General features: G+C 70.2%; 19 protein-coding genes. 13 read left to right on the top strand and 6 right to left on the bottom strand.

Annotated features, from left to right (window positions below; genetic code table 11):
* Positions 1 to 2: 2 nt before the first annotated feature.
* From secY to M1105_RS02190, 10 genes are all read left to right on the top strand, one after another.
* On the top strand, positions 3 to 1,334 hold the full coding sequence (gene secY / locus M1105_RS02235; RefSeq protein ID WP_249578714.1) for a preprotein translocase subunit SecY: 1,332 nt from the start codon (positions 3 to 5) through the stop codon (positions 1,332 to 1,334).
* A 48-nt stretch (positions 1,335 to 1,382) separates the two neighbouring features.
* A complete protein-coding gene (locus M1105_RS02230) occupies positions 1,383 to 2,027 on the top strand; it encodes an adenylate kinase (protein ID WP_319936757.1) in 645 nt (214 codons plus the stop codon).
* Between the two features lie 228 nt (positions 2,028 to 2,255).
* Positions 2,256 to 2,624 (top strand): 30S ribosomal protein S13, encoded by a 369-nt coding sequence (gene rpsM, locus M1105_RS02225; protein ID WP_249578713.1) that lies wholly within the window; start codon positions 2,256 to 2,258, stop codon positions 2,622 to 2,624.
* 12 nt (positions 2,625 to 2,636) lie between these two features.
* Positions 2,637 to 3,029 (top strand): 30S ribosomal protein S11, encoded by a 393-nt coding sequence (gene rpsK, locus M1105_RS02220; RefSeq protein ID WP_249578712.1) that lies wholly within the window; start codon positions 2,637 to 2,639, stop codon positions 3,027 to 3,029.
* Positions 3,030 to 3,146: 117 nt separating this feature from the next.
* Positions 3,147 to 4,166 carry a DNA-directed RNA polymerase subunit alpha gene (locus tag M1105_RS02215; protein ID WP_249578711.1) on the top strand — a complete coding sequence of 340 codons (1,020 nt, stop codon included), beginning with the start codon at positions 3,147 to 3,149 and terminating at the stop codon, positions 4,164 to 4,166.
* A 117-nt stretch (positions 4,167 to 4,283) separates the two neighbouring features.
* Complete coding sequence (gene rplQ, locus M1105_RS02210; RefSeq protein WP_249578710.1) at positions 4,284 to 4,706, top strand: 50S ribosomal protein L17; 423 nt, start codon at positions 4,284 to 4,286, stop codon at positions 4,704 to 4,706.
* Between the two features lie 185 nt (positions 4,707 to 4,891).
* Positions 4,892 to 6,301, top strand: a complete 1,410-nt coding sequence (locus M1105_RS02205; protein ID WP_249578709.1) for a Do family serine endopeptidase — start codon at positions 4,892 to 4,894, stop codon at positions 6,299 to 6,301.
* Complete coding sequence (locus M1105_RS02200; protein WP_406600575.1) at positions 6,298 to 7,629, top strand: replication-associated recombination protein A; 1,332 nt, start codon at positions 6,298 to 6,300, stop codon at positions 7,627 to 7,629. Before M1105_RS02205 ends, M1105_RS02200 begins: the two co-directional genes overlap by 4 nt.
* The gene (gene crcB, locus M1105_RS02195) at positions 7,626 to 8,012 is read left to right on the top strand and encodes a fluoride efflux transporter CrcB (RefSeq protein WP_249578708.1); all 387 of its coding nucleotides are present in this window, start codon (positions 7,626 to 7,628) and stop codon (positions 8,010 to 8,012) included. Before M1105_RS02200 ends, crcB begins: the two co-directional genes overlap by 4 nt.
* 10 nt (positions 8,013 to 8,022) lie before the next feature.
* Positions 8,023 to 9,060 carry an RluA family pseudouridine synthase gene (locus tag M1105_RS02190; RefSeq protein WP_249578707.1) on the top strand — a complete coding sequence of 346 codons (1,038 nt, stop codon included), beginning with the start codon at positions 8,023 to 8,025 and terminating at the stop codon, positions 9,058 to 9,060.
* A 293-nt stretch (positions 9,061 to 9,353) separates the two neighbouring features.
* Here M1105_RS02190 and M1105_RS02185 read toward each other — a convergent pair whose 3' ends face one another.
* The 5 genes from M1105_RS02185 to M1105_RS02165 form a co-directional block, all read right to left on the bottom strand.
* Positions 9,354 to 10,451, bottom strand: a complete 1,098-nt coding sequence (locus M1105_RS02185; protein ID WP_249578706.1) for a flagellar basal body P-ring protein FlgI — start codon at positions 10,449 to 10,451, stop codon at positions 9,354 to 9,356.
* 16 nt (positions 10,452 to 10,467) lie between these two features.
* Positions 10,468 to 11,484, bottom strand: a complete 1,017-nt coding sequence (locus M1105_RS02180) for a hypothetical protein (RefSeq protein WP_249578705.1) — start codon at positions 11,482 to 11,484, stop codon at positions 10,468 to 10,470.
* A gap of 3 nt (positions 11,485 to 11,487) precedes the next feature.
* Positions 11,488 to 12,954: a flagellar hook-associated protein FlgK gene (gene flgK / locus M1105_RS02175; protein WP_249578704.1), complete on the bottom strand. Its 1,467-nt coding sequence runs from the start codon at positions 12,952 to 12,954 to the stop codon at positions 11,488 to 11,490.
* A 25-nt stretch (positions 12,955 to 12,979) separates the two neighbouring features.
* On the bottom strand, positions 12,980 to 14,287 hold the full coding sequence (locus M1105_RS02170) for a flagellar hook protein FlgE (RefSeq protein ID WP_249578703.1): 1,308 nt from the start codon (positions 14,285 to 14,287) through the stop codon (positions 12,980 to 12,982).
* A 72-nt stretch (positions 14,288 to 14,359) separates the two neighbouring features.
* Entirely contained in the window at positions 14,360 to 15,259 is a 900-nt protein-coding gene (locus M1105_RS02165; protein ID WP_249578702.1) for a flagellar motor protein MotB, read from the bottom strand.
* 147 nt (positions 15,260 to 15,406) lie between these two features.
* Here M1105_RS02165 and M1105_RS02160 point away from each other — a divergent pair, with 147 nt between their 5' ends.
* The 3 genes from M1105_RS02160 to M1105_RS02150 all read left to right on the top strand — a co-directional run bounded on the left by M1105_RS02160 (position 15,407) and on the right by M1105_RS02150 (position 18,398).
* Complete coding sequence (locus M1105_RS02160; RefSeq protein ID WP_249578701.1) at positions 15,407 to 16,384, top strand: flagellar motor switch protein FliM; 978 nt, start codon at positions 15,407 to 15,409, stop codon at positions 16,382 to 16,384.
* A 126-nt stretch (positions 16,385 to 16,510) separates the two neighbouring features.
* On the top strand, positions 16,511 to 17,356 hold the full coding sequence (mepA, locus tag M1105_RS02155; RefSeq protein ID WP_249579038.1) for a penicillin-insensitive murein endopeptidase: 846 nt from the start codon (positions 16,511 to 16,513) through the stop codon (positions 17,354 to 17,356).
* Between the two features lie 67 nt (positions 17,357 to 17,423).
* The gene (locus M1105_RS02150) at positions 17,424 to 18,398 is read left to right on the top strand and encodes an esterase-like activity of phytase family protein (protein ID WP_249578700.1); all 975 of its coding nucleotides are present in this window, start codon (positions 17,424 to 17,426) and stop codon (positions 18,396 to 18,398) included.
* 33 nt (positions 18,399 to 18,431) lie between these two features.
* Here M1105_RS02150 and M1105_RS02145 read toward each other — a convergent pair whose 3' ends face one another.
* Positions 18,432 to 19,250: an LOG family protein gene (locus M1105_RS02145; protein WP_249578699.1), complete on the bottom strand. Its 819-nt coding sequence runs from the start codon at positions 19,248 to 19,250 to the stop codon at positions 18,432 to 18,434.
* Between the last annotated feature and the right edge of the window lie 106 nt (positions 19,251 to 19,356).

Raw genomic sequence — 19,356 nt, 5'->3', positions numbered from 1 at the left:
TCATGGCTTCCACCGCCGAGCAGCTGGCCGCGAACATGAGTTGGAGGTCCTTCGGCAAGGCCAAGGACCTGCAGAGCCGCATCCTCTTCGCCATCGGGCTCCTGATCGTCTACCGCCTCGGCACCTTCATCCCGATGCCCGGGATCGACACGGTGCAGCTTGCCCAGTTCATGGAGCAGACGCGCGGCGGGATTATCGGCGTCTTCAACATGTTTGCGGGCGGTGCCGTCGGGCGCATGGCGATCTTTGCGCTGGGCATCATGCCCTATATCTCGGCCTCGATCATCATGCAGCTGATGACCTCGATGGTCCCCTCGCTCGAGCAGCTCAAGAAGGAGGGCGAGAGCGGGCGCAAGAAGATCAACCAATACACCCGCTACGGCACCGTGCTGCTCGCGACCGTGCAGGCCTATGGCATCGCGGTCGGCCTCGAGGGGCAGGGCCTCGCGCTCGAGCCCGGCGCCTTCTTCCGCGCCTCGGCGGTGATCACGCTGGTGGGCGGCACGATGTTCCTGATGTGGCTCGGCGAGCAGATCACGGCGCGCGGCATCGGCAACGGAATCTCGCTGATCATCTTCGTGGGCATCGTCGCCGAGCTTCCCGGCGCGCTGGCGCAGTTCTTCGAGCTGGGCCGCACCGGGCAGCTTTCGACGATCGCGATCCTCGGGATCATGATCCTCGCGGGCGGCGTGATCTATGCCGTGGTCTTCGTCGAGCGTGCCCAGCGCCGGATCCTGATCCAGTATCCGAAACGCCAGGTCGGCAACAAGATGTATGGCGGCGAGAGTTCGCACCTGCCGCTCAAGCTCAACACCGCGGGCGTCATCCCTCCGATCTTCGCCTCGTCGCTGCTGCTGCTTCCGACCACGATCGCAAGCTTCGGCGCGCAGAGCGGCGATGTGGGCTGGCTGGGCTCGGTCGCCGCGATGCTGGGGCACGGGCAGCCGCTGTTCCTGGTTTTCTATGCCGCGCTGATCGTGTTCTTCGTGTTCTTCTATACGGCCGTGGTGTTTAACCCGGACGACGTGGCCGACAATCTCAAGAAGCATGGCGGCTTCGTGCTCGGGATCCGGCCGGGCAAGAAGACGGCGGAGTATCTCGACTACGTGCTGACGCGGCTCAGCGTGGTGGGGGCGATCTACCTCGTGGTCGTCTGCCTTTTGCCCGAGATCATGATCGCCGAGCTGGCGGTGCCCTTCTACTTCGGCGGCACGTCGCTCCTGATTGTCGTCTCGGTGACGATGGACACCATGACGCAGGTGCAGAGCCATCTGCTTGCGCATCAGTATCAGGGTCTGATCGAGAAATCGAAGATCCGGGGGCGGCGCCGGTAACAGGTGCCCCCTCCTGCCAGACTGAAGAACCGGAAGGGGAACGCGGACGTGAACATCATCCTCTTGGGCCCGCCGGGGGCCGGCAAGGGCACCCAGGCGCGCATCCTGATGGAGCGCAAGGGCATGGTGCAGCTCTCGACCGGCGACATGCTGCGCGCCGCCGTGGCGGCAGGTAGCGAGGTCGGGCGCAAGGCCAGGGCGGTGATGGAGGCCGGGCAGCTGGTCTCGGACGAGATCGTGATCGGCGTGGTCTCCGAGCGGCTCGACGCGCCCGACGTCCGGCAGGGCGTGATCTTCGACGGCTTCCCGCGCACCGTCGCGCAGGCCGAGGCGCTCGATGCCCTGCTGGCCGACAAGGGGATGAGCCTCGACGCGGTCGTCAGCATGGAGGTCGATGACGAGGCGCTGGTGGACCGGGTATCGGGCCGCTTCACTTGTGCAGGGTGCGGCGAGGGCTACCACGACACGCACAAGCGGCCGGCCGTCGAAGGCGTCTGCGACAAGTGCGGCGGGACCGAGTTCAAGCGCCGCGCCGACGACAACGCCGAGACGGTGCGCGAGCGGCTCAACGCCTACCATGCCGAGACCGCCCCGCTGATCGATTTCTACCGCGCGCAGGGCAAGCTGCGGACGGTGGACGGGATGGCCGAGATCGACGAGGTCACGGCGCAGATCGGTGCGGCGCTGGCCTGAAGTGCCTGGCAAGCCGGGCTGGCCCCGAAATCGGGGTTGACGCATCGGGGCGCGTGCTTATAGTTCGCGCTTCCATTCACGGAATGAGAGTCGCCGCCGTCGACTTCACCTCTCGACGGCACGGGATGTGGCGGAAAACTCTCGGGATGAGACGGGGCCGGTCGCGAGGACTGGTCCCTTGGATTTTGGGCCGCCCGGACGCGGGGGGCGAAGGACGGAGCTGGAGAAGTGGCGCGCATCGCTGGCGTTAACATTCCGACGAACAAGCGGGTGCATATCGCACTCACCTATATCCATGGCATCGGCCAGGCCGCGGCGCGCCAGATCTGCGAGGCCGTCGGCATCGCTGACGCACGCCGGGTGAACGAGCTCTCGGATGCCGAGGTGCTGGCGATCCGCGAGCACATCGACGCGAACCACCAGGTCGAGGGCGACCTGCGGCGCGAGGTTGCCGTGAACATCAAGCGGCTGATGGACCTCGGCTGCTACCGCGGCCTGCGTCACCGCCGCGGCCTGCCCGTGCGCGGCCAGCGCACGCACACCAACGCGCGCACCCGCAAGGGCCCCGCGAAGCCGATCGCCGGCAAGAAGAAGTAAGGAGCAGGGCAGATGGCTCGTGATCGTCGCGTTGCGCCCAAGCGCAAGGAGCGCAAGAACATCTCGGCTGGCGTCGCGCATGTGAACGCCTCGTTCAACAACACCCTCATCACCATCGCCGACGCGCAGGGGAACACCATCTCCTGGTCGTCGGCCGGGTCGATGGGCTTCAAGGGCTCGCGCAAGTCGACCCCCTACGCGGCGCAGGTCGCCGCCGAGGATGCCGGCAAGAAGGCCCAGGAGCATGGCGTACGCACCCTCGAGGTCGAGGTGCAGGGGCCGGGCTCGGGCCGCGAGTCGGCGCTGCGTGCGCTGCAGTCGATCGGTTTCCAGGTGACCGCCATTCGCGACGTGACGCCGATCGCGCACAACGGCTGCCGCCCGCCCAAGCGCCGCCGGGTCTGACCGCCGGAATTTGTCGAGCAGGCGGGCCTGCTTCCCGATCTGGGGCAGGTCCGCAGGCTTTTCCTCGAGTGTGCACGGACTCAGGGTCGGTCCGCGCGCGAGAATGGAGGAGACACCATGACGATCCACAAGAACTGGCTTGAGCTGATCAAGCCGCATGGCCTGGTGATTACCCCGGGTGCCGACAGCGAGCGCGTCGCCACCGCGGTGGCCGAGCCGCTCGAGCGGGGCTTCGGTCTGACGCTGGGCAACGCCCTTCGCCGCGTGCTCCTGTCGTCGCTGCAGGGCGCGGCGGTCACGTCGGTGCAGATCGACGGCGTGCTGCACGAGTTCTCCTCGATCCCCGGCGTGCGCGAGGACGTCACCGACGTCGTGCTCAACGTGAAGGGTATCGCGGTGCGCATGGACGCCGAGGGCAACAAGCGCCTGCAGCTCACGGCGACGGGCCCGGGCGTCGTGACCGCCGGCGACATCACCGAGGTCGCGGGCGTCGACATCATCAACAAGGGGCACGTGATCTGCCATCTCGACGATGGCGCGTCTCTGCACATGGAGCTGACGGTCGGGACCGGCAAGGGCTATGTCTCGGCAGACAAGAACCGGCCCGAGGACGCGCCGATCGGCCTGATCCCGGTCGATGCGATCTACTCGCCCGTCAAGCGCGTGAGCTACAAGGTAGACCCGACCCGCGAGGGCCAGGTGCTCGACTATGACAAGCTCTCGATCACGGTGGAGACCGACGGCTCGCTGAGCCCCGAGGATGCGATCGCCTATGCGGCGCGCATCCTGCAGGACCAGCTCCAGATCTTCATCAACTTCGAGGAGCCGAAGGAAGCGGGCCGCGAGGAGGGCGAGGAGTCGCTCGAGTTCAACCCGCTCCTCCTCAAGAAGGTGGACGAGCTGGAACTCTCGGTTCGTTCGGCCAACTGCCTCAAGAACGACAACATCGTCTATATCGGCGACCTGATCCAGAAGACCGAAGCCGAGATGCTGCGCACCCCGAACTTCGGCCGCAAGTCTCTGAACGAGATCAAGGAAGTGCTCTCGACGATGGGCCTGCACCTCGGCATGGACGTGCCCGACTGGCCGCCGGAAAATATCGAGGACATGGCCAAGAAGTTCGAGGATCAGTTCTGATCCTGCGACCCGCGGGGGCGTCAGCGCCCCCGCGTCACGACCCGGGCATGGTGCCCCAAGGAGGCCGCTTCCACGCAACGGCGGCCGGACAAAGCATAAGGACCAAGGAGAGACGACATGCGTCACGGTAGCGGACACCGCAAGCTCAATCGCACGGCCGAGCATCGCAAGGCGATGTTCGCCAACATGGCCTGCTCGCTGATCGAGCATGAGCAGATCAAGACCACGCTTCCCAAGGCCAAGGAACTGCGCCCGATCGTCGAGAAGCTGATCACGCTGGCCAAGCGCGGCGACCTTCATGCGCGCCGTCTCGCGGCGTCGAAGATCAAGCAGGACGAGGCGGTGAAGAAGCTGTTCGACGTCCTGGGCGCGCGCTACAAGGACCGCAATGGCGGCTATGCGCGCGTGCTGAAGGCGGGCTTCCGCTATGGCGACATGGCGCCGATGGCGATCATCGAACTCGTGGACCGCGACGCCGACGCCAAGGGTGCGGGCGACCGCGCCCGCGTGGCGGCCGAGGAGGCCGCGGCCGAGGAGTGAGGCGGGGGGCCACGCGGCCCCGGCGGCTTGCAGCGCGCTGCATCAGGGCGGCCCCCGCGGGGCCGCCTTTCGCGTTTCGGCGGCCGGCGCAGCCTGCGGCCGGGCGGCGGCGAGCCACCCCTTGGCGCGACCGTCGGCCCCCCATAGATTGCCGGGACAGGACCTCGATGCTGATGAGGCGGATCATGCGTGCCCGGGAAATCGGAAAGGCGATTGTGCTTGCGGCCTCGCTTACCGCGCTCGTCCCGCCCGCGGCCGCCCAGCAGGTGCCCCAGACGCGCGAGGAGATCACGCTGTCCTTCGCGCCGGTCGTGCGCAAGGCGGCGCCCGCCGTCGTCAACATCTACACGCGCAAGGTGGTCACCCAGCGGCCCGGCCGTTTTGCGGGCGATCCGTTCTTCGAGCGATTCTTCGGGGATTTCTTCGGTCAGCAGGTGCCCGAACGGCGGCGGATCGAGAACTCGCTGGGCTCGGGTGTCATCGTCGATGCGGAAGGGATCGTCGTTTCCAATCACCATGTCGTGGGCGACGCCGACGAGATCACGGTGATCCTGCATGACCGGCGGGAATTCGAGGCGCGGGTGATCTTCACGGACGAGGCGGCCGATCTCGCCGTGCTCGAGCTCGACGGCGCTGAGGATCTGCCGACGCTCGAGCTGCGCGATTCCGACACGCTGGAGGTAGGCGACCTCGTGCTCGCCATCGGCAACCCCTTCGGTGTCGGGCAGACGGTGACCAGCGGCATCATCTCGGGCCTCGCCCGCTCGGCGGGCAGGGCGGCGACGCGGCAGGGATATTTCATTCAGACCGATGCGGCGATCAACCCGGGGAACTCGGGCGGGGCGCTCGTCGACATGAAGGGGCGCCTGGTCGGGGTCAACACGGCCATTCTCAGCCGCACCGGCGGGTCGATCGGCATCGGCTTCGCGGTGCCGGCGAACCTGGTGGCCCGGGTGATCGACGCGGCGCTGAGCGGGGCCGAGGGCCTGGCCCGGCCGTGGCTCGGCATCGCCGGGCGCGAGGTGACCGGCGACCTCGCCGAGGCGCTCGGGCTCGGCGTGCCATCGGGCGTCCTGGTCGAGCAGATCCACCCGGAAAGCCCGCTCGCGGAACTTGGGCTGATCCCGGGCGACGTGATCCTCGGTATCGACGGCGTCGCGGTCAACTCGCCGGGCGAGCTCGATTTCCGGACCGCGACGCTGGGCATCGGGCAGAGCGTCACGATCAGCTATCTCAGCCGCGGCGTCGAGCGGGAGGCGCGCCTGCGCCTTGCGGCCGCGCCGGAGACGCCGCCGCGCGAACGGATGGTCCTCGAGCGCGCCGGGCGGCTCACCGGGCTCGATGTCGTCACCGTCAACCCCGGCGTCATCGCCGAGGCCCGCCTGCCCCTCATGGCGTCGGGCGTGCTGGTCATGGACGCCGCCGGCCCGTCCGGCCGCGCCGGGTTGCGGCGCGGCGATGTCATCCGCGCCGTCAATGGGCGCGAGATCGCCGGCACAGCGGACCTCGGCGCGGCGCTCGGCAATGCGCGGGGCGAGATCGTGCTGGAGGTGCTTCGCGGCGGCCGCCGCGGCAACATCACGGTGCGGGGGTGAGCGGCTCGCTCGACCTCTTCGGCGGCGACGAGGCGCCGGCCGCGGCGTCCGCGCCGGTGGGCGACGGGCCGCGCCCGTTGGCCGACCGGTTGCGGCCGGCGCGGCTGGAGGATGTCATCGGTCAGGATCACCTGTTGGGGCCCGAGGGGCCGCTCGGGGCGATGCTGGCGGCGGGCGAGCTGGGCTCGCTGATCCTCTGGGGGCCGCCGGGGGTGGGCAAGACGACGATCGCGTGCCTGCTGGCGGCCGAGACGCGGCTCGCCTTCGTGCAGATCAGCGCGATCTTCGCCGGGGTCGCCGACCTGCGAAAGGTGTTCGACACGGCCCGCACGCGGCATGCGGCGGGGCAGGGCACGGTGCTGTTCGTCGACGAGATCCACCGCTTCAACAAGGCCCAGCAGGATGCCTTCCTGCCGTTGATGGAGGCGGGCATCATCACGCTGGTCGGCGCGACGACCGAGAACCCGTCCTTCGAGCTCAATGCGGCCCTGCTGTCGCGCGCGCAGGTGCTCCGCCTTGCCGCGCTCGACGACCGGGCGCTTGGCGCGCTCCTCGACCGTGCCGAGGCCGCCGAGGGTCCGCTGCCCCTGACGCCCGAGGCACGCGCGGCCCTGATCGGCATGGCTGAGGGGGACGGGCGCGCGCTCCTCAACCTCGCCGAGCAGGCCTACCGGCTGGCGGGCGGCCCGCATGACGCGGCGGCCGTTGCCCGGCGCCTCAACCGGCGCGCCGCGCTCTACGACAAGACTGGCGACGGGCATTATGGCCTGATCTCGGCCCTGCACAAATCGGTGCGCGGGTCGGACCCCGACGCCTCGCTCTACTGGCTCGCGCGGATGCTCGAGGCCGGCGAGGATCCCCGCTTCCTCGCCCGGCGCCTCACGCGGATGGCGATCGAGGACATCGGCCTTGCCGATCCCGATGCGGCGCATCACTGCCTCGCGGCGTGGGACATCTACGAGCGGCTCGGCTCGCCCGAGGGCGAGCTTGCGCTGGCGCAGGCGGTGATCTACCTCGCGCTCGCGCCCAAGTCGAACGCGGCCTACATGGCCTACAAGGCCGCGCGCCGCGCAGCGGCCGAAAGCGGCGCCGCTCCGCCGCCCGACCATATCCTGAACGCGCCCACGCGGATGATGAAGGAGATGGGCTTCGGCCGCGATTACGCCTATGACCACGACGCGCCGGACGCGTTCTCGGGGCAGAACTACTTCCCCGCCGGCATGGCGCGGCCCGAGTTCTACCACCCCGTCGAGCGAGGCTTCGAGCGCGAGATGATGAAGCGCATCGATTGGTTTGCGCGGCTGAGGCGGGAAAGGGGTGGCGCGTGATCGAAAAGCTGATGCTGGTCGCGCTCGGCGGCGCCGTCGGGGCAAGTGCGCGCTTCCTGGCCGTGACGGGCGCGATCCGCCTGCTCGGCCCGGGCTTTCCCTGGGGCACGGTGATCGTGAACGTGGCGGGCTCGATCGCGATGGGGGTGCTGGTGGTCCTTCTGATCGAGCGGCTGCCCGGGGGCGGGGCCCGTCTCGCACCGCTGCTGATGACCGGCGTGCTGGGCGGTTTCACGACCTTTTCGGCCTTCTCGCTCGACGCGATTCAGCTCGTCGAGCGCGGGCGCTGGCTTGCGGCGGCCGGATACGTGTCGTCGTCGGTGATCCTGTCCATCCTCGGACTCGCGCTGGGTCTTGCGATCGCCCGCGCGCTGATAGCCTGAGGGGAGTGCGATGAGCGGCGTGCAGCACATGACGGTCGGACCGGACGAGGCGGAGCAGCGGCTCGACCGCTGGTTGCGCCGGCAGTTTCCGCAGCTTGCGCAGGGACGCATCGAGAAGATGTGCCGCAAGGGCGAGCTGCGCATCGACGGCGCACGGGCGAAGCCGTCGAGCCGCGTGGCGCCGGGGCAGGTGGTGCGCGTGCCGCCGCTGCCCGATCCCGCAACCGCGCCGGCCGAGGTCCCGATGGCCGTGCCGCAGATCGGCGAGGCCGAGCGCGACGCGATCCGCCGCGCGGTGGTCTTTCGCGACGACCACATGATCGTGCTGAACAAGCCGGCCGGCCTTGCCGTCCAGGGCGGCACGGGGCAGCGGCTGCATCTCGGCGCGATGCTGGATGCCCTTCGCTTCGGCCGCGAGGATGATCCGCGGCTGGTGCATCGGCTCGATCGCGACACGTCGGGGCTCCTTGTTCTGGCGCGGACGGGGCAGGCGGCCGTTGCCCTCGCGCGCGCATTCCGCTCGCGCGCGGTCGAGAAGATCTACGTGGCGTTGGTCGCCGGCGTGCCGTCGCCCCGGATGGGCACGATCCGGTTGGCGCTGGCGAAGTCCGCGTCGGGCGGGACGGCGTCGCGGATGCAGACCCTGCATCCCGATGACGCCGAGGAGGTCGAGGGCGCGCGCCACGCCGTCACCGACTATCGCGTGATCGACCACGCCGGAAGCCGCGCGGCCTGGGTGGCGCTGCGCCCCGTCACTGGGCGCACACACCAGCTTCGCGCGCACATGGCGGCGATCGGGCACCCGATCGCGGGCGACGGCAAATATGGCGGCAGCCGGCAGGAGAATCGCGGCGAGGGATGGGGTGCTGGCCTCGGGGGCGCTCTCAGCCGCAAGCTCCATCTTCACGCGGCGCGGCTGGTTCTGCCCCATCCGATCAGCGGGAAGCGGATCGAGTTTAGCGCGCCGCTGCCGGAGCACATGGCGCGCAGCTGGGATTTCTTCGGCTGGAATCCCGATGACCTGCCGGAGCCCATCTTCCCCGATTGAGCGCCGCGCCTGCGGTGCCGGCCTGGCGCGCGGGCGCCATATGACGGGCCCAGATGATGGACGAGTGTCCGAGGCGGGCTCACGGAGCGGCGAGAAGCCCTGGTGGCATCGAGGTGTCGGGCGGCATGTGATGGCGCCGGGCGGCGCGCAGCGACGCCAGTGCCAGCGCGGACGGCATGATCGGCCGGGCGGCGCTGGGGCCGTGGCCTAGCGCCCGGCGCGCTGCGACACCGGCCCGACGAGCACCTGTCGGCCCGGGATATTCTCGCGGGCCCCAGACCCCGCGCGTGCCATCAGTGGATCACCAGCTCGGCATGGAGCGCTCCGGCGGCGTGGATCGACTTGAGGATATCGATCATATCGCGCGGCCCCACGCCGAGCGCATTCAGGCCATCGACCAGATCGGCCAGCGTCACGTTCTCGTCCACCACGCCCAGCCGGTTGCCTGCCTCCTCGTCGATCTCGAGGTCGGTGCGGGGCAGCACCACGGTTTCGCCCGCCGCGAACGGATTGGGTTGAAGGGCGACCGGCGACTCGGTGACGCGGATCGTGAGGTTGCCCTGGGCCACGGCCACCTGGCTTATGCGAACGTCCGCGCCGAGCACGATGGTTCCCGAGCGCTGATCGATCACGACCCGGGCCTTGCGCGACGGGCTGATGGGCAAGCCCTCGATCATGCTCATCAGTTGCGCCGGCGGAACACCTGCTGCGACCACGTCCACGTCGACGGTGCCGCTGTCGCTCATCCGCGCGATGTTGCCCCGCAATCGACCGTTGATGGCGGCTTCGATCCGACTGGCCGTGGTGAAATCGGGCTCGCGGAGCGCGAGGCGCCCCCGCTGCATCGCGCCGAACACGAAATCCACCTCGCGCTCCACCCGGGCGCCGCCCGGCAGCGAGCCCGCCGTCGGAACGCCGATCTGCGCCGAGGCCCCCTGACCCTCGGCCGAGACGCCGCCCGCAAGGATCGGTCCCTGTGCCACCGCGTAGATCTCGCCGTCCGCGGCGTTGAGAGGGGTCATCACCAGCGTGCCGCCAAGCAGGCTCTTGGCATCCCCGATGGCCGAGACCGCGACGTCGATGCGGGCGCCGGCGCGGGCGAAGGCGGGCAGGGTGGCGGTCGCGATCACCGCGGCGACGTTGCGCGAGCGGAAGTCCTCGCCGCTGACATTCACCCCGAGGCGTTCCAGCAGGTTCTGCAGGGCCTCCTCGGTGAAGGGGGCGTTGCGGATGCTGTCGCCCGTGCCGTTGAGGCCGACGATCAAGCCATAGCCCACCAGGTCGTTGCCCCGGACACCCTCGATCTCGACGAGATCCTTGATGCGTGGACCGGCAACGGCCACCAGCGGTACCAGTGCGGCCGCAAGCATCACCAGAAGACCAAGACGCATCGGGCTCCTCCCCCGGTCAGCGCAGGAAGGCACCGAGCGACAGGCCCGACAGCCGCGCGGTCGTCGCAAAGAGCGTTCCGATCTGCCCCTCGATCGCATTGAAGCGCAGCGCGGCCGCGGTCTGATCGCCGCCCGAAAGCTCGTTGACGGCGATCGCGAGACCCGCCTGTTCGGCCATGTTGCGTGCTTTCACAAGTGAGATGCGTTCCTGCACGACGCCGACGCGGCCCATCGTGCCCGCGAGCTCGTCGGCGCTCTCGCGCAGGCCTGCAACGGCGCGTCGGGCGAGGCGATCGCTTTCTTGGGAATCGAGTGCCGTACTGCCGTCGAAGGCGCGGGTGAGCACGACAAGCTGCGCCAGCAATGCCCGAGCTTCCGGGTCGTCGGCGCGAACTCCAAGTGCGACTGTCTCGCCCGGTGCGATTTCGGCACGCGGCGCCGGGCCCGCCCCTCCGATGTAGATCGTGCCTCCGAAGACCCCCGCGGTGTCGGCAAAGCCCGCGACCAGCGCGTCGTGGGCGCTCGCGCCCGATGTTCCGGTCGCGATCAGTGCGTCGCCCGCGCCAAGCACCGCGGCCGCTCCGGTGAGGGCCGGGCCATCGGTCGCGTCGCCTGCGAACAGGCTGCGTCCGCCGACCGAGAGATTCAGCACCGCGACCGCGCGTTCGAGCGCAGCGCGTGCAGACGCCGCGATGGCCGAACGCCCCTGGGGCAGGTTGCCGGCGATGGCGATATCGGCGTCGTTGGCCAGGTCGCTCGCGAGCTGCCGAAGCTCGCCGAGGCCGCTGGCGACGACATTCACGCGCGTCTCGGCCAGGACGATTGCCTCGGCATGCCCCGCTAGGCGGTCGAGCGCGCCGCCGAGGCGCACGGTTTCCGCCACGCGGCCCGAAAGGCGTTCGGCGAGGTCGGCGGGTCGGCCGGTCACCGCCTCGGTCTGGGCGGCGTCGCCACGCGCGCGCAGCTCGGCCGCCATGCGCGTCAGCGTTGCCATGCGGGGCTGGAGGGTAAAGCCCGTCTCGAGTCGATTCATCGCTCAGATCCCCGTCAGTTCGTCCAGCATCCGGGCCGCGGCCTGGATGACCTGCGTGTTCGCCGCGAAGGCCTGTTCGAGGCGGATCAACTTGGCGAGCTCGGCATCCTCATCGACCGCGCGAAGCCGCCCCTCTTCTCCGGCGAGCACCGCGCGTGCCCCGGTCAGCACGCCCAGATCCACCTCGCGCGCCACGCGCGCGGTGGCGACCAGCTCCATGACGCCGGCGATGCGTCCGTCGAGGCTGAGCTCGCCCGAAAGTCCCGGGACCGAGGTGGCGTCCGTACGCGCGGCAAAGGCGTCGCCCAGCACGCGAAGCAGTGTATCGCGCCCCACCGGGCCGGGCGTGGCGGCCGCGAGCCCGTCCCGCAATCGGGAAGGGAAGCCGCCGGCCGCCGGATCGATGGAAGGGTTGACCGCGATGCGGCCCGCGAGGCCAACCAGCGTGGCGGGGTCGAGGGCCGCGCCCGCGTCGGTGAAGAGCCCCGGATCCCCGGCGCCAAGGGATGGGTCCGCAGTGCCCGGATCGCCGCGGGCGATCAGGTCGGCGGCGAGCGCGTCGATCTGCGCCTGGAACCGGGGGAGCGTCTCGTCTCGGATCTCGAACAGGCCCGCAAGCGCGCCGTCGGTGAGCGCTTGCGCCCTGCCACTGCCTGGCGCGATGTCGACATCGCCGAGCCGCAGGCCCGAAAGCGCGCCGGTGCCGCCGGCATAGGACATCGGCGCCGTGATCACCGGCGTCGGCGTGAAGTCGAGCCGCCGCACGCTGCTGTCGACAAGGGTGAGCCCCTGCTCGGTCCGCAGCTCGATCCGCCCGTCGTCGGTGCGGGTCTCTCGCAGCGGGATCGCCGCCGCGATCCGGTCGACATGCCGCTCGCGCGCGTCCTCGAGCGCGCTGGTATCGCGGCCGGTCGCCGTGAAGACCTGGATCTGCCGGTTCAGCCGCGCAACCTCGCCGGGCGCCGTGTTGATCGCCTCGACCTCGCGCGCGATGGCCCCGTCGGCGCCCTCGCGCAGGCGGACGGTTTCCTCCGACATCGCGACGAAGCCCGCAGCAAGGTCGATGGCGGCGGCGACCGCGGCCTCCTGCCGCGGCGCAGATTCAGGTGTGTCCGCCAGCGCGCCGAGGGCGGTCTCGAAGCGGCGCAGCCGGTCGATCAGGCTGCCGGGCTCGCCGGTCTCGCCAAGGGCCGAGGCAATCGCCGTGGCGGCGTCGGACATGATGCCGCCCCGCGCGGCCTCGGCGTCGGCGCGGCGGCGGAGCGCGGTCAGCTCGGTGTCGACCGCGCGGTCGACCGACAGCACCCGCACGCCACCGCCCAGCCCGCCGGCCATCGAGCCGAGCGAAACCGAGCGCGCGGCGTAGCCCTCCGTGAGCTGGTTCGCGAGGTTTCCGGAGACCACCTCGAGCATTCGGGAGTTCGCACCGAGGCCGCTGACGGCGCTCTGCAATGCGGACGAGATCGACATGGCTTCCCTCGCACCGGTCAGCGCCTCAGCGCTTGAGGTTGGTGGTTTCCTGCAGCATCTCGTCGACCGTCCGGATCGTGGTGGCGTTCGACGAATAGGCGCGCTGCGTCTGGATCAGGCTGGTCAGCTCCCTGGCGATGTCGACGCTGCTCTGCTGGACCGAGAACCCATTGATGCCGCCCACCGGACCCGTGTTGGCGTCCCAAAGGAACGGCTGCCCCGAGGCCGACGAGATCGCGAAGGCCTGGTTGTCAACGGCCGTCAGCCCGTTCGGGTTCGGCACGTCCACCACCGGGATGCGGTAGAGCGCGAGCCGCTGTCCGGTGTCGTAGACGCCGAGAAGCGTGCCGTCCGCTTCGAGCTCGAGGCCCGTGAAGTTGCCTGCCCGCGCGCCGTTCGCGTTGATGCCGGTGGGCGTGAAGCCCGCGGCGAGCTGCGTGAGGCCGCCCGCGAGCCCGGCGCCGCCGATCATCGCATCGATCGGGCCGCTGCCGGCCGTGATCGTCGCGACCCCGTCGGTCGCCGAGTAGGTCGCCCCGCTGGTGGCCGTGACTGTGCTGATAGTGCCGCGCCCGGCGACCGAGTCGTCGAAGGCGACCTCGAGTTCGGCGATCGGGTTCGTCGCGCCCGGGGCGCTGTCGTCGAAGGTGACGGTCCAGGTGTTGCTGCTGCCGGTGGCGGGAACCGTGGGCGTGAAGGTCACGGTGAGCCGGTTCTCGCGCCCGATGCCATCGAAATAGGCGATGGTCGAGGTGAAGGGGGCACCGCTCGCGGTGGCGTCGGTGGCGGTGGCCGGCAGGTTGGCGCCAAGCTCGATCCGCGTGGTGGGCTCGGCCGCGATCTGCGCGCCGTCGACTCGGATGGGCTCGAGGCTTGTGGGGCCGTCGCGCACCACGCCGGCCGCGATCTGGCCCGAGCTGTCCGTCGGGAGGCCGAGCAGGGCGAGGCCCGAGCGCGTCACCAGCACACCGTTCGCGTTCAGCGAGAACGAGCCGGTACCGGTGAGCTGGAACGGGCGCTGGCCGGCCGGCTGGTCGGCCGTGGCCGCCAGTGTGACCGGGAGCATGCCGCGCCCAGTGATCGCGATGTCCGTCGCGCTGCTGGTGCCGATCGGCGCGCCCGCGGTCGCGACGTCCCGGTAGGCCGCCGCCTGCACGCCGCCTGCCGAGAAGGCGCTGCGCGAGCCCGGAACGACCAGCGAGGCAAAGTCAACATCGGCGCGGCGAAATCCGGGTGTCGAGGAATTCGCGATATTGTCGGAGATCACCGCCAGCCGCGTCGAGTTTGCCTGTAGCCCGGCGACGGCGGCACCGAGGGAGGACGAAAGGCTCATGATTCTACCTCGCAGGTCGTTCTGATCGGGTCGTCTTGCCTTGCCCTTAGCCCGCCGAGGGTTGAGAACGCCCTAACGCCGGCCCTCGCGCAGCATGACGACCGCGATCCGCCGGTTCTGCGGTGCCTTGGGGTCGGCGTCGAACGGGTCGGTGTCGGCGAGGCCGCTCACGCGCACGATCCGCGCGGCGGGAAGCCCCTGCGCGGTGACGAGCCGCCGCGCCGCGTTGGCACGATCGGCGCTCAGCTCCCAGTTGGTGAAGGGCGCGCCGCTGCCGAAGGGCAGGGCATCGGTATGCCCCACCAGCGCGATGTCATTCGCGGTGTCTGCGATCAGCGGGACCAGAATGCCCAGAAGCGTATGCAGGACGGCGCTCGGCTCGGCCGAGCCCGCGTCGAAAAGCGGTCGCTCGGAGAGGTCGACAATCTCGATCACCAGCCCTTCGGGCGTCACGCGCAGCCGGAAGTGCCGACGGACGGTCGCGTCGTCCATTGCCGACAGCGCGGCGGCGATCCGCCGCTCGAGGTCGGCTTCGGCCTGCGCGGCCGCGCGAGCCGCGTCCGCCTCCGCATCGGGTGCAGGCGTGTCGGCGGTGCCGGTCGGCGGGTCGCTCGGCGCGCGCCTTTCGTCCGACGTCGCCGTCTCGTCGGGTGGCGGGTCGTCGACGCGCCGCTTGTGTCCCGAATCGTGCATCGCGGCGAGGCGGTCGCGACTGAAGATGCTCTCGCCCGAAAGCATCCCTGTCCCGCCCGCCGAGGTTCGGCTGACCGGCAGCGCGGGGTCGAAATAGTCGGCGATGCCCTTGCGCTGTTCCTCCGAGGTCGCGTTGAGAAGCCACATCAGCAGGAAGAAGGCCATCATCGCCGTGACGAAGTCGGCATAGGCCACCTTCCAGGCGCCGCCATGGTGGCCGCCCTCGACCTTCGTCACCCTGCGGATGATGAGCGGCGCCGCCGCGTCGCGATTTGCCATCATGTCCTCTCCGACCGCCCGAAGCCGAGTCTGGGCGCGCTCCCTTAGCGTCGGGTTAGCCCGCAGGGTTAACCGGCTCGCAAGCATCGCCATGCAAGACCCGGGGCGCGCGGGATGGTTGAGGCGGACCGGGAGCATGGACCGAGAATGACGGGACGAAGCGAGGACGAGGCAAGCGTTCTGGCCCGCAAGCTGCGCGGGCCGAAGATGCGGCTCAGCGGATTTCCGCCGATGGACCCGCTCTGCTACACCTTCGCCTCGATCGCGGCGACCCGGACGCGGGCGGAACTGCGGCCTGGCATCGACGTCACCGTCTATGGCTACGAGGTGCTGCGCCACGGCGACTACCTGCGCAGCCTGCGGGCGCCTTCGGCGATCTACCTCCTGTCATTTCCCACGACGCAGGGCACGGGGCTCATCAAGGCGCATCCGCGGCTGCTGGGGAAGGTGCTCGACATCTATTTAGGCGGCGACGGCAGCTTCGAGGAATCGAACTTCGCCCGCGGCCTGACCTCGATCGATCTGGCGATCTACGGCCGGTTCGTCGATCTCGTCGCCCGCTGCTTCGACGAGGCGCTGCACGAGCTGTGCGGCGCCTCGGCCATCGGGCTCGCGCGCCGGACGCGCTTCGAGCAGTTGCCGGGGATGGTGCGGATCGCCCCGGACGCGTCGGAAATCTTCGTCATCAAGCTCAATTACCATGTCGGCGACGACAAGCGCGGCGCCGGTCTGGATTTCGTCGTGCCCGTTTCGACGCTCGAGCCGCTCAAGCGCCAGCTGATCTCGGCGCAGCGCGGCGGCGATTCGAACCATGGGCTCTGGGCCGGCCACATGCTCGCGCAGGTGCTTGAGATGCCGCTGAAGGTGTCGGGGACGATCGGGCTCGGGCGCCTCTCGGTGGCCGAGATCAACCGCTTCCGGCAGGGGATGCTGCTCGAGCTTCCGCCCAACGCGCTCGACCGGGTCGAACTGCGGGTGATGACGAACGAGGGGCCGGTGACGCTGAGCACGGGCAAGCTGGGCGCGCGTGAGCGGCAGAAGGCGATCCGCCTCGCCGATCCCCCCGACCCGCGCTTCATGGCCCCGTTGCAGCGCGCCATCTCGGCCTCGCGGGCGGCGGAGTGACGCGGTAACCGCCGCGCGCAGGACGGGCCTTCCCGGACATTGGCGCCACGGGCATACTGAGGCGGGCGAGAGGCTTCGGGCGGGGCGAGGATCATGGCGGGGATCGGACGGCGCGGTGCGGCGGCCATGGGCGCGGTGCTGATCCTGTGCTCGGCCCTGGTCGCAACCCCTTCCATGGCCGAACCCGCCAAGGAACTCTTCGGCGCCATGTCCCGGCCAAGCGCCGAGCCGCCGGCACCCATCGGAGGCTATGCGGCAGGCTGCATCGGCGGCGCGGTCGAACTGCCCGAGACCGGCCCCGGCTGGCAGGCGATGCGGCTCAGCCGCAACCGCAACTGGGGCCACCCCGACGCGATCGCCTTCATCGAACGGCTTGCCGGCGCGGCCCGGGAGGCGGGCTGGCAGGGCCTCAACATCGGCGACATCAGCCAGCCGCGCGGCGGGCCGATGCGGACCGGGCATCGTTCGCACCAGATCGGGCTCGACATCGACATCTGGCTGCGGCCGCCGTCATCGCTCGACCTCAGCCGGGCGGATCGCGAGAGCGTCTCGTCCGTCAGCGTGGTGCGCGCCGACCGGCGCGGCGTCACCGCCGACTGGACGCCAGCGCATCACGCCATCCTGCGCGCGGCCGCCAGCGATCCCGCAATCGCCCGCATCTTCGTCAATGCCGCGATCAAGCGCGCGCTCTGCGAGGCCGAGCCGCAGGGCGCCGATCGCGCGTGGCTGGCGCGTATCCGTCCGTGGTGGGGGCATGACGCGCATTTCCATGTGCGCCTCTCCTGTCCCGCGGGGGCCGGGGACTGCCAGCCGCAAGAGCCGATCCCGGCGGGCGATGGTTGCGGCGCCGATCTCGACTGGTGGTTCTCGGACGAGGCGCTGAACCCCAAACCATCCGGGAAGCCCACGCGGCCGCGCGAGATCACGCTTGCCGATCTGCCGGCGGCGTGCCGCGCCGTGCTGTCGCGGTGATGCCGGTGCGTCGCGCCTTGAGCCTGCCCGCCACCGATCGGAGGCCGCGGCGAGGCGACGGGCGGCCATGACCAATCCGAACGCGGCAAGACTCGCGCAATCGCGCAGATGCCTGCGCGCCATGCTGCTCGCCGCCGCCCTTGCAGGGCTGAACCTGCCGCTCGCGCCCGCGGCCGCCGCCGGGCCGGTCGAGATCCGCGCCGAGCCGGTCCGCGTCGTCGCCGACACCCTGAGCGGCCTGAGGCAGCTGGGCGCATGGGAGCTTTCGAGCGAGGCGGGCCGGTTCGGCGGCTTCTCGGGGATGGTCGTCGAGGGTGGCCGCCTGACCGCGGTGAGCGACCGGGGGCTGCTGCTGAGCGCGCAATTCGCCGAGACGGCCGGAGCTCTCACCTTCTCCGACGCAACGCTCCGCCGACTGATTGAGACCGATGGCAGCCGCCTCCGCGGCGAAGGGGGCGACGCCGAGGCGCTGACCCGCCTCGATAGCCAGCTGTTCGTGGCCTTCGAGCGTGACCACCGCATTGCCCCGCTCGGGCGCGACGGGACCCTCGGGCCAAGCGTCACGCAGCGCGCCTTCGAGAGCCTGCCCTCGAATGGCGGGATCGAGGGGCTTGCCGGTGCGGGCCGCGTGCTTCTCGCCTTCCCCGAGACGCCGCAGGACGACAAGACGGCGGCGCTCGCCCTCTCTCCCGACGGCGAACTGCTCGGGACCGGTCGGCTCGCGACGCCAGCCCCGCATGTCGTCACCGATGCGGCGGTCGGACCGGATGGCCGGCTCTACGTGGTCCTGCGGGACTTCTCGATTCTGCGCGGCGTCAGCATCCGCGTGCGCCGCCACGCGCTTGCGGGCAGTCCGCCCCTCCCCGTCGAGGGGCCGGGCGAGACGCTCGCGGCCTTCGCGCATTCCAGCGGCATCGACAACATGGAGGCCATCGCCCTGTGGCGCGACGCGCAGGGACGCCTGCGGCTGTGGCTGATGTCGGACGACAACTTCAACCCGCTTCAGCGCACCCTGCTCCTGGATTTCGAAGTGACGCCCTGACGCGGGACCGGCATGCGGGGGCAGTGCGCCCCCTCAGGCATCGATCCCCAGCGCCGCGCGGACATGCGCCCAGCCTTCCTCGGCGGTGTCGACGAAATGGAACAGGTCGAGGTCCTCGGGCGCGATCGTTCCCGCCTCGACCAGCGCATGCCAATTCACGATATCGCGCCAGAAGTTCGAGCCGAACAGCAGGACCGGCAATGGGCGCATCCGCTCGGTCTGGATCAGCGTGAGCGTCTCGAACAGCTCGTCCAGTGTCCCGAAGCCGCCCGGGAACACCGCGATGGCGCGCGCGCGCATCAGGAAATGCATCTTGCGGATGCCGAAATAGTGGAAGTTGAAGCTCAGCTCCGGCGTGACGTAATGGTTCGGCGCCTGTTCGTGGGGCAGGACGATGTTGAAGCCCATGCTGGGGGCGCCGGCCTCGTGCGCGCCGCGGTTTCCCGCCTCCATCACGCCCGGCCCGCCACCGGTCACCACCACCAGCTCGCCGCCACCGCGGCGGACGCATTCATGGCCCACCAGCCGCGCGAACTCGCGGGCTTCCTGGTAGAAATGCTTGAGCCATTCGCGCTGCGGCGGGACGGCATCGCCCGGCCGCGGCACCCGCGCGCCGCCGAACAGCACGACGGTCGAGGTGATGCCGAGATCGCCCATTGCCAGTTCGGGCTTGAGAAGCTCGAGCTGCAGCCGCACGGGGCGCAGTTCGTCGCGCCCCAGGAAGTCGGGGTCCGCGAAGGCCAGGCGGAACGCCGGGGATAGTGCCTGCGGCGTCTCGGCGACATGGCCGGCGCGGCTCTTGTCCTCGTCGGCCGACGGAAAGACGCGCGGGGGATTGGACCTGGTCGTCATGTCTCGATGCCTGCCTTGCCTCGCTGGTCCGGCCGCCATGAGCGCGTGGCCGGTTCGCCCACTTCTAGACGCTTCCCGTGCCGCCCGCATCCCCTTCCGGTGGCGG

The organism is Thermohalobaculum sediminis (assembly GCF_023487995.1).
Taxonomy (GTDB): domain Bacteria; phylum Pseudomonadota; class Alphaproteobacteria; order Rhodobacterales; family Rhodobacteraceae; genus Thermohalobaculum; species Thermohalobaculum sediminis.
The sequence above is the reverse complement of the archived record's forward strand: the minus strand, read 5'-3'. Positions and strand labels throughout refer to the sequence as shown.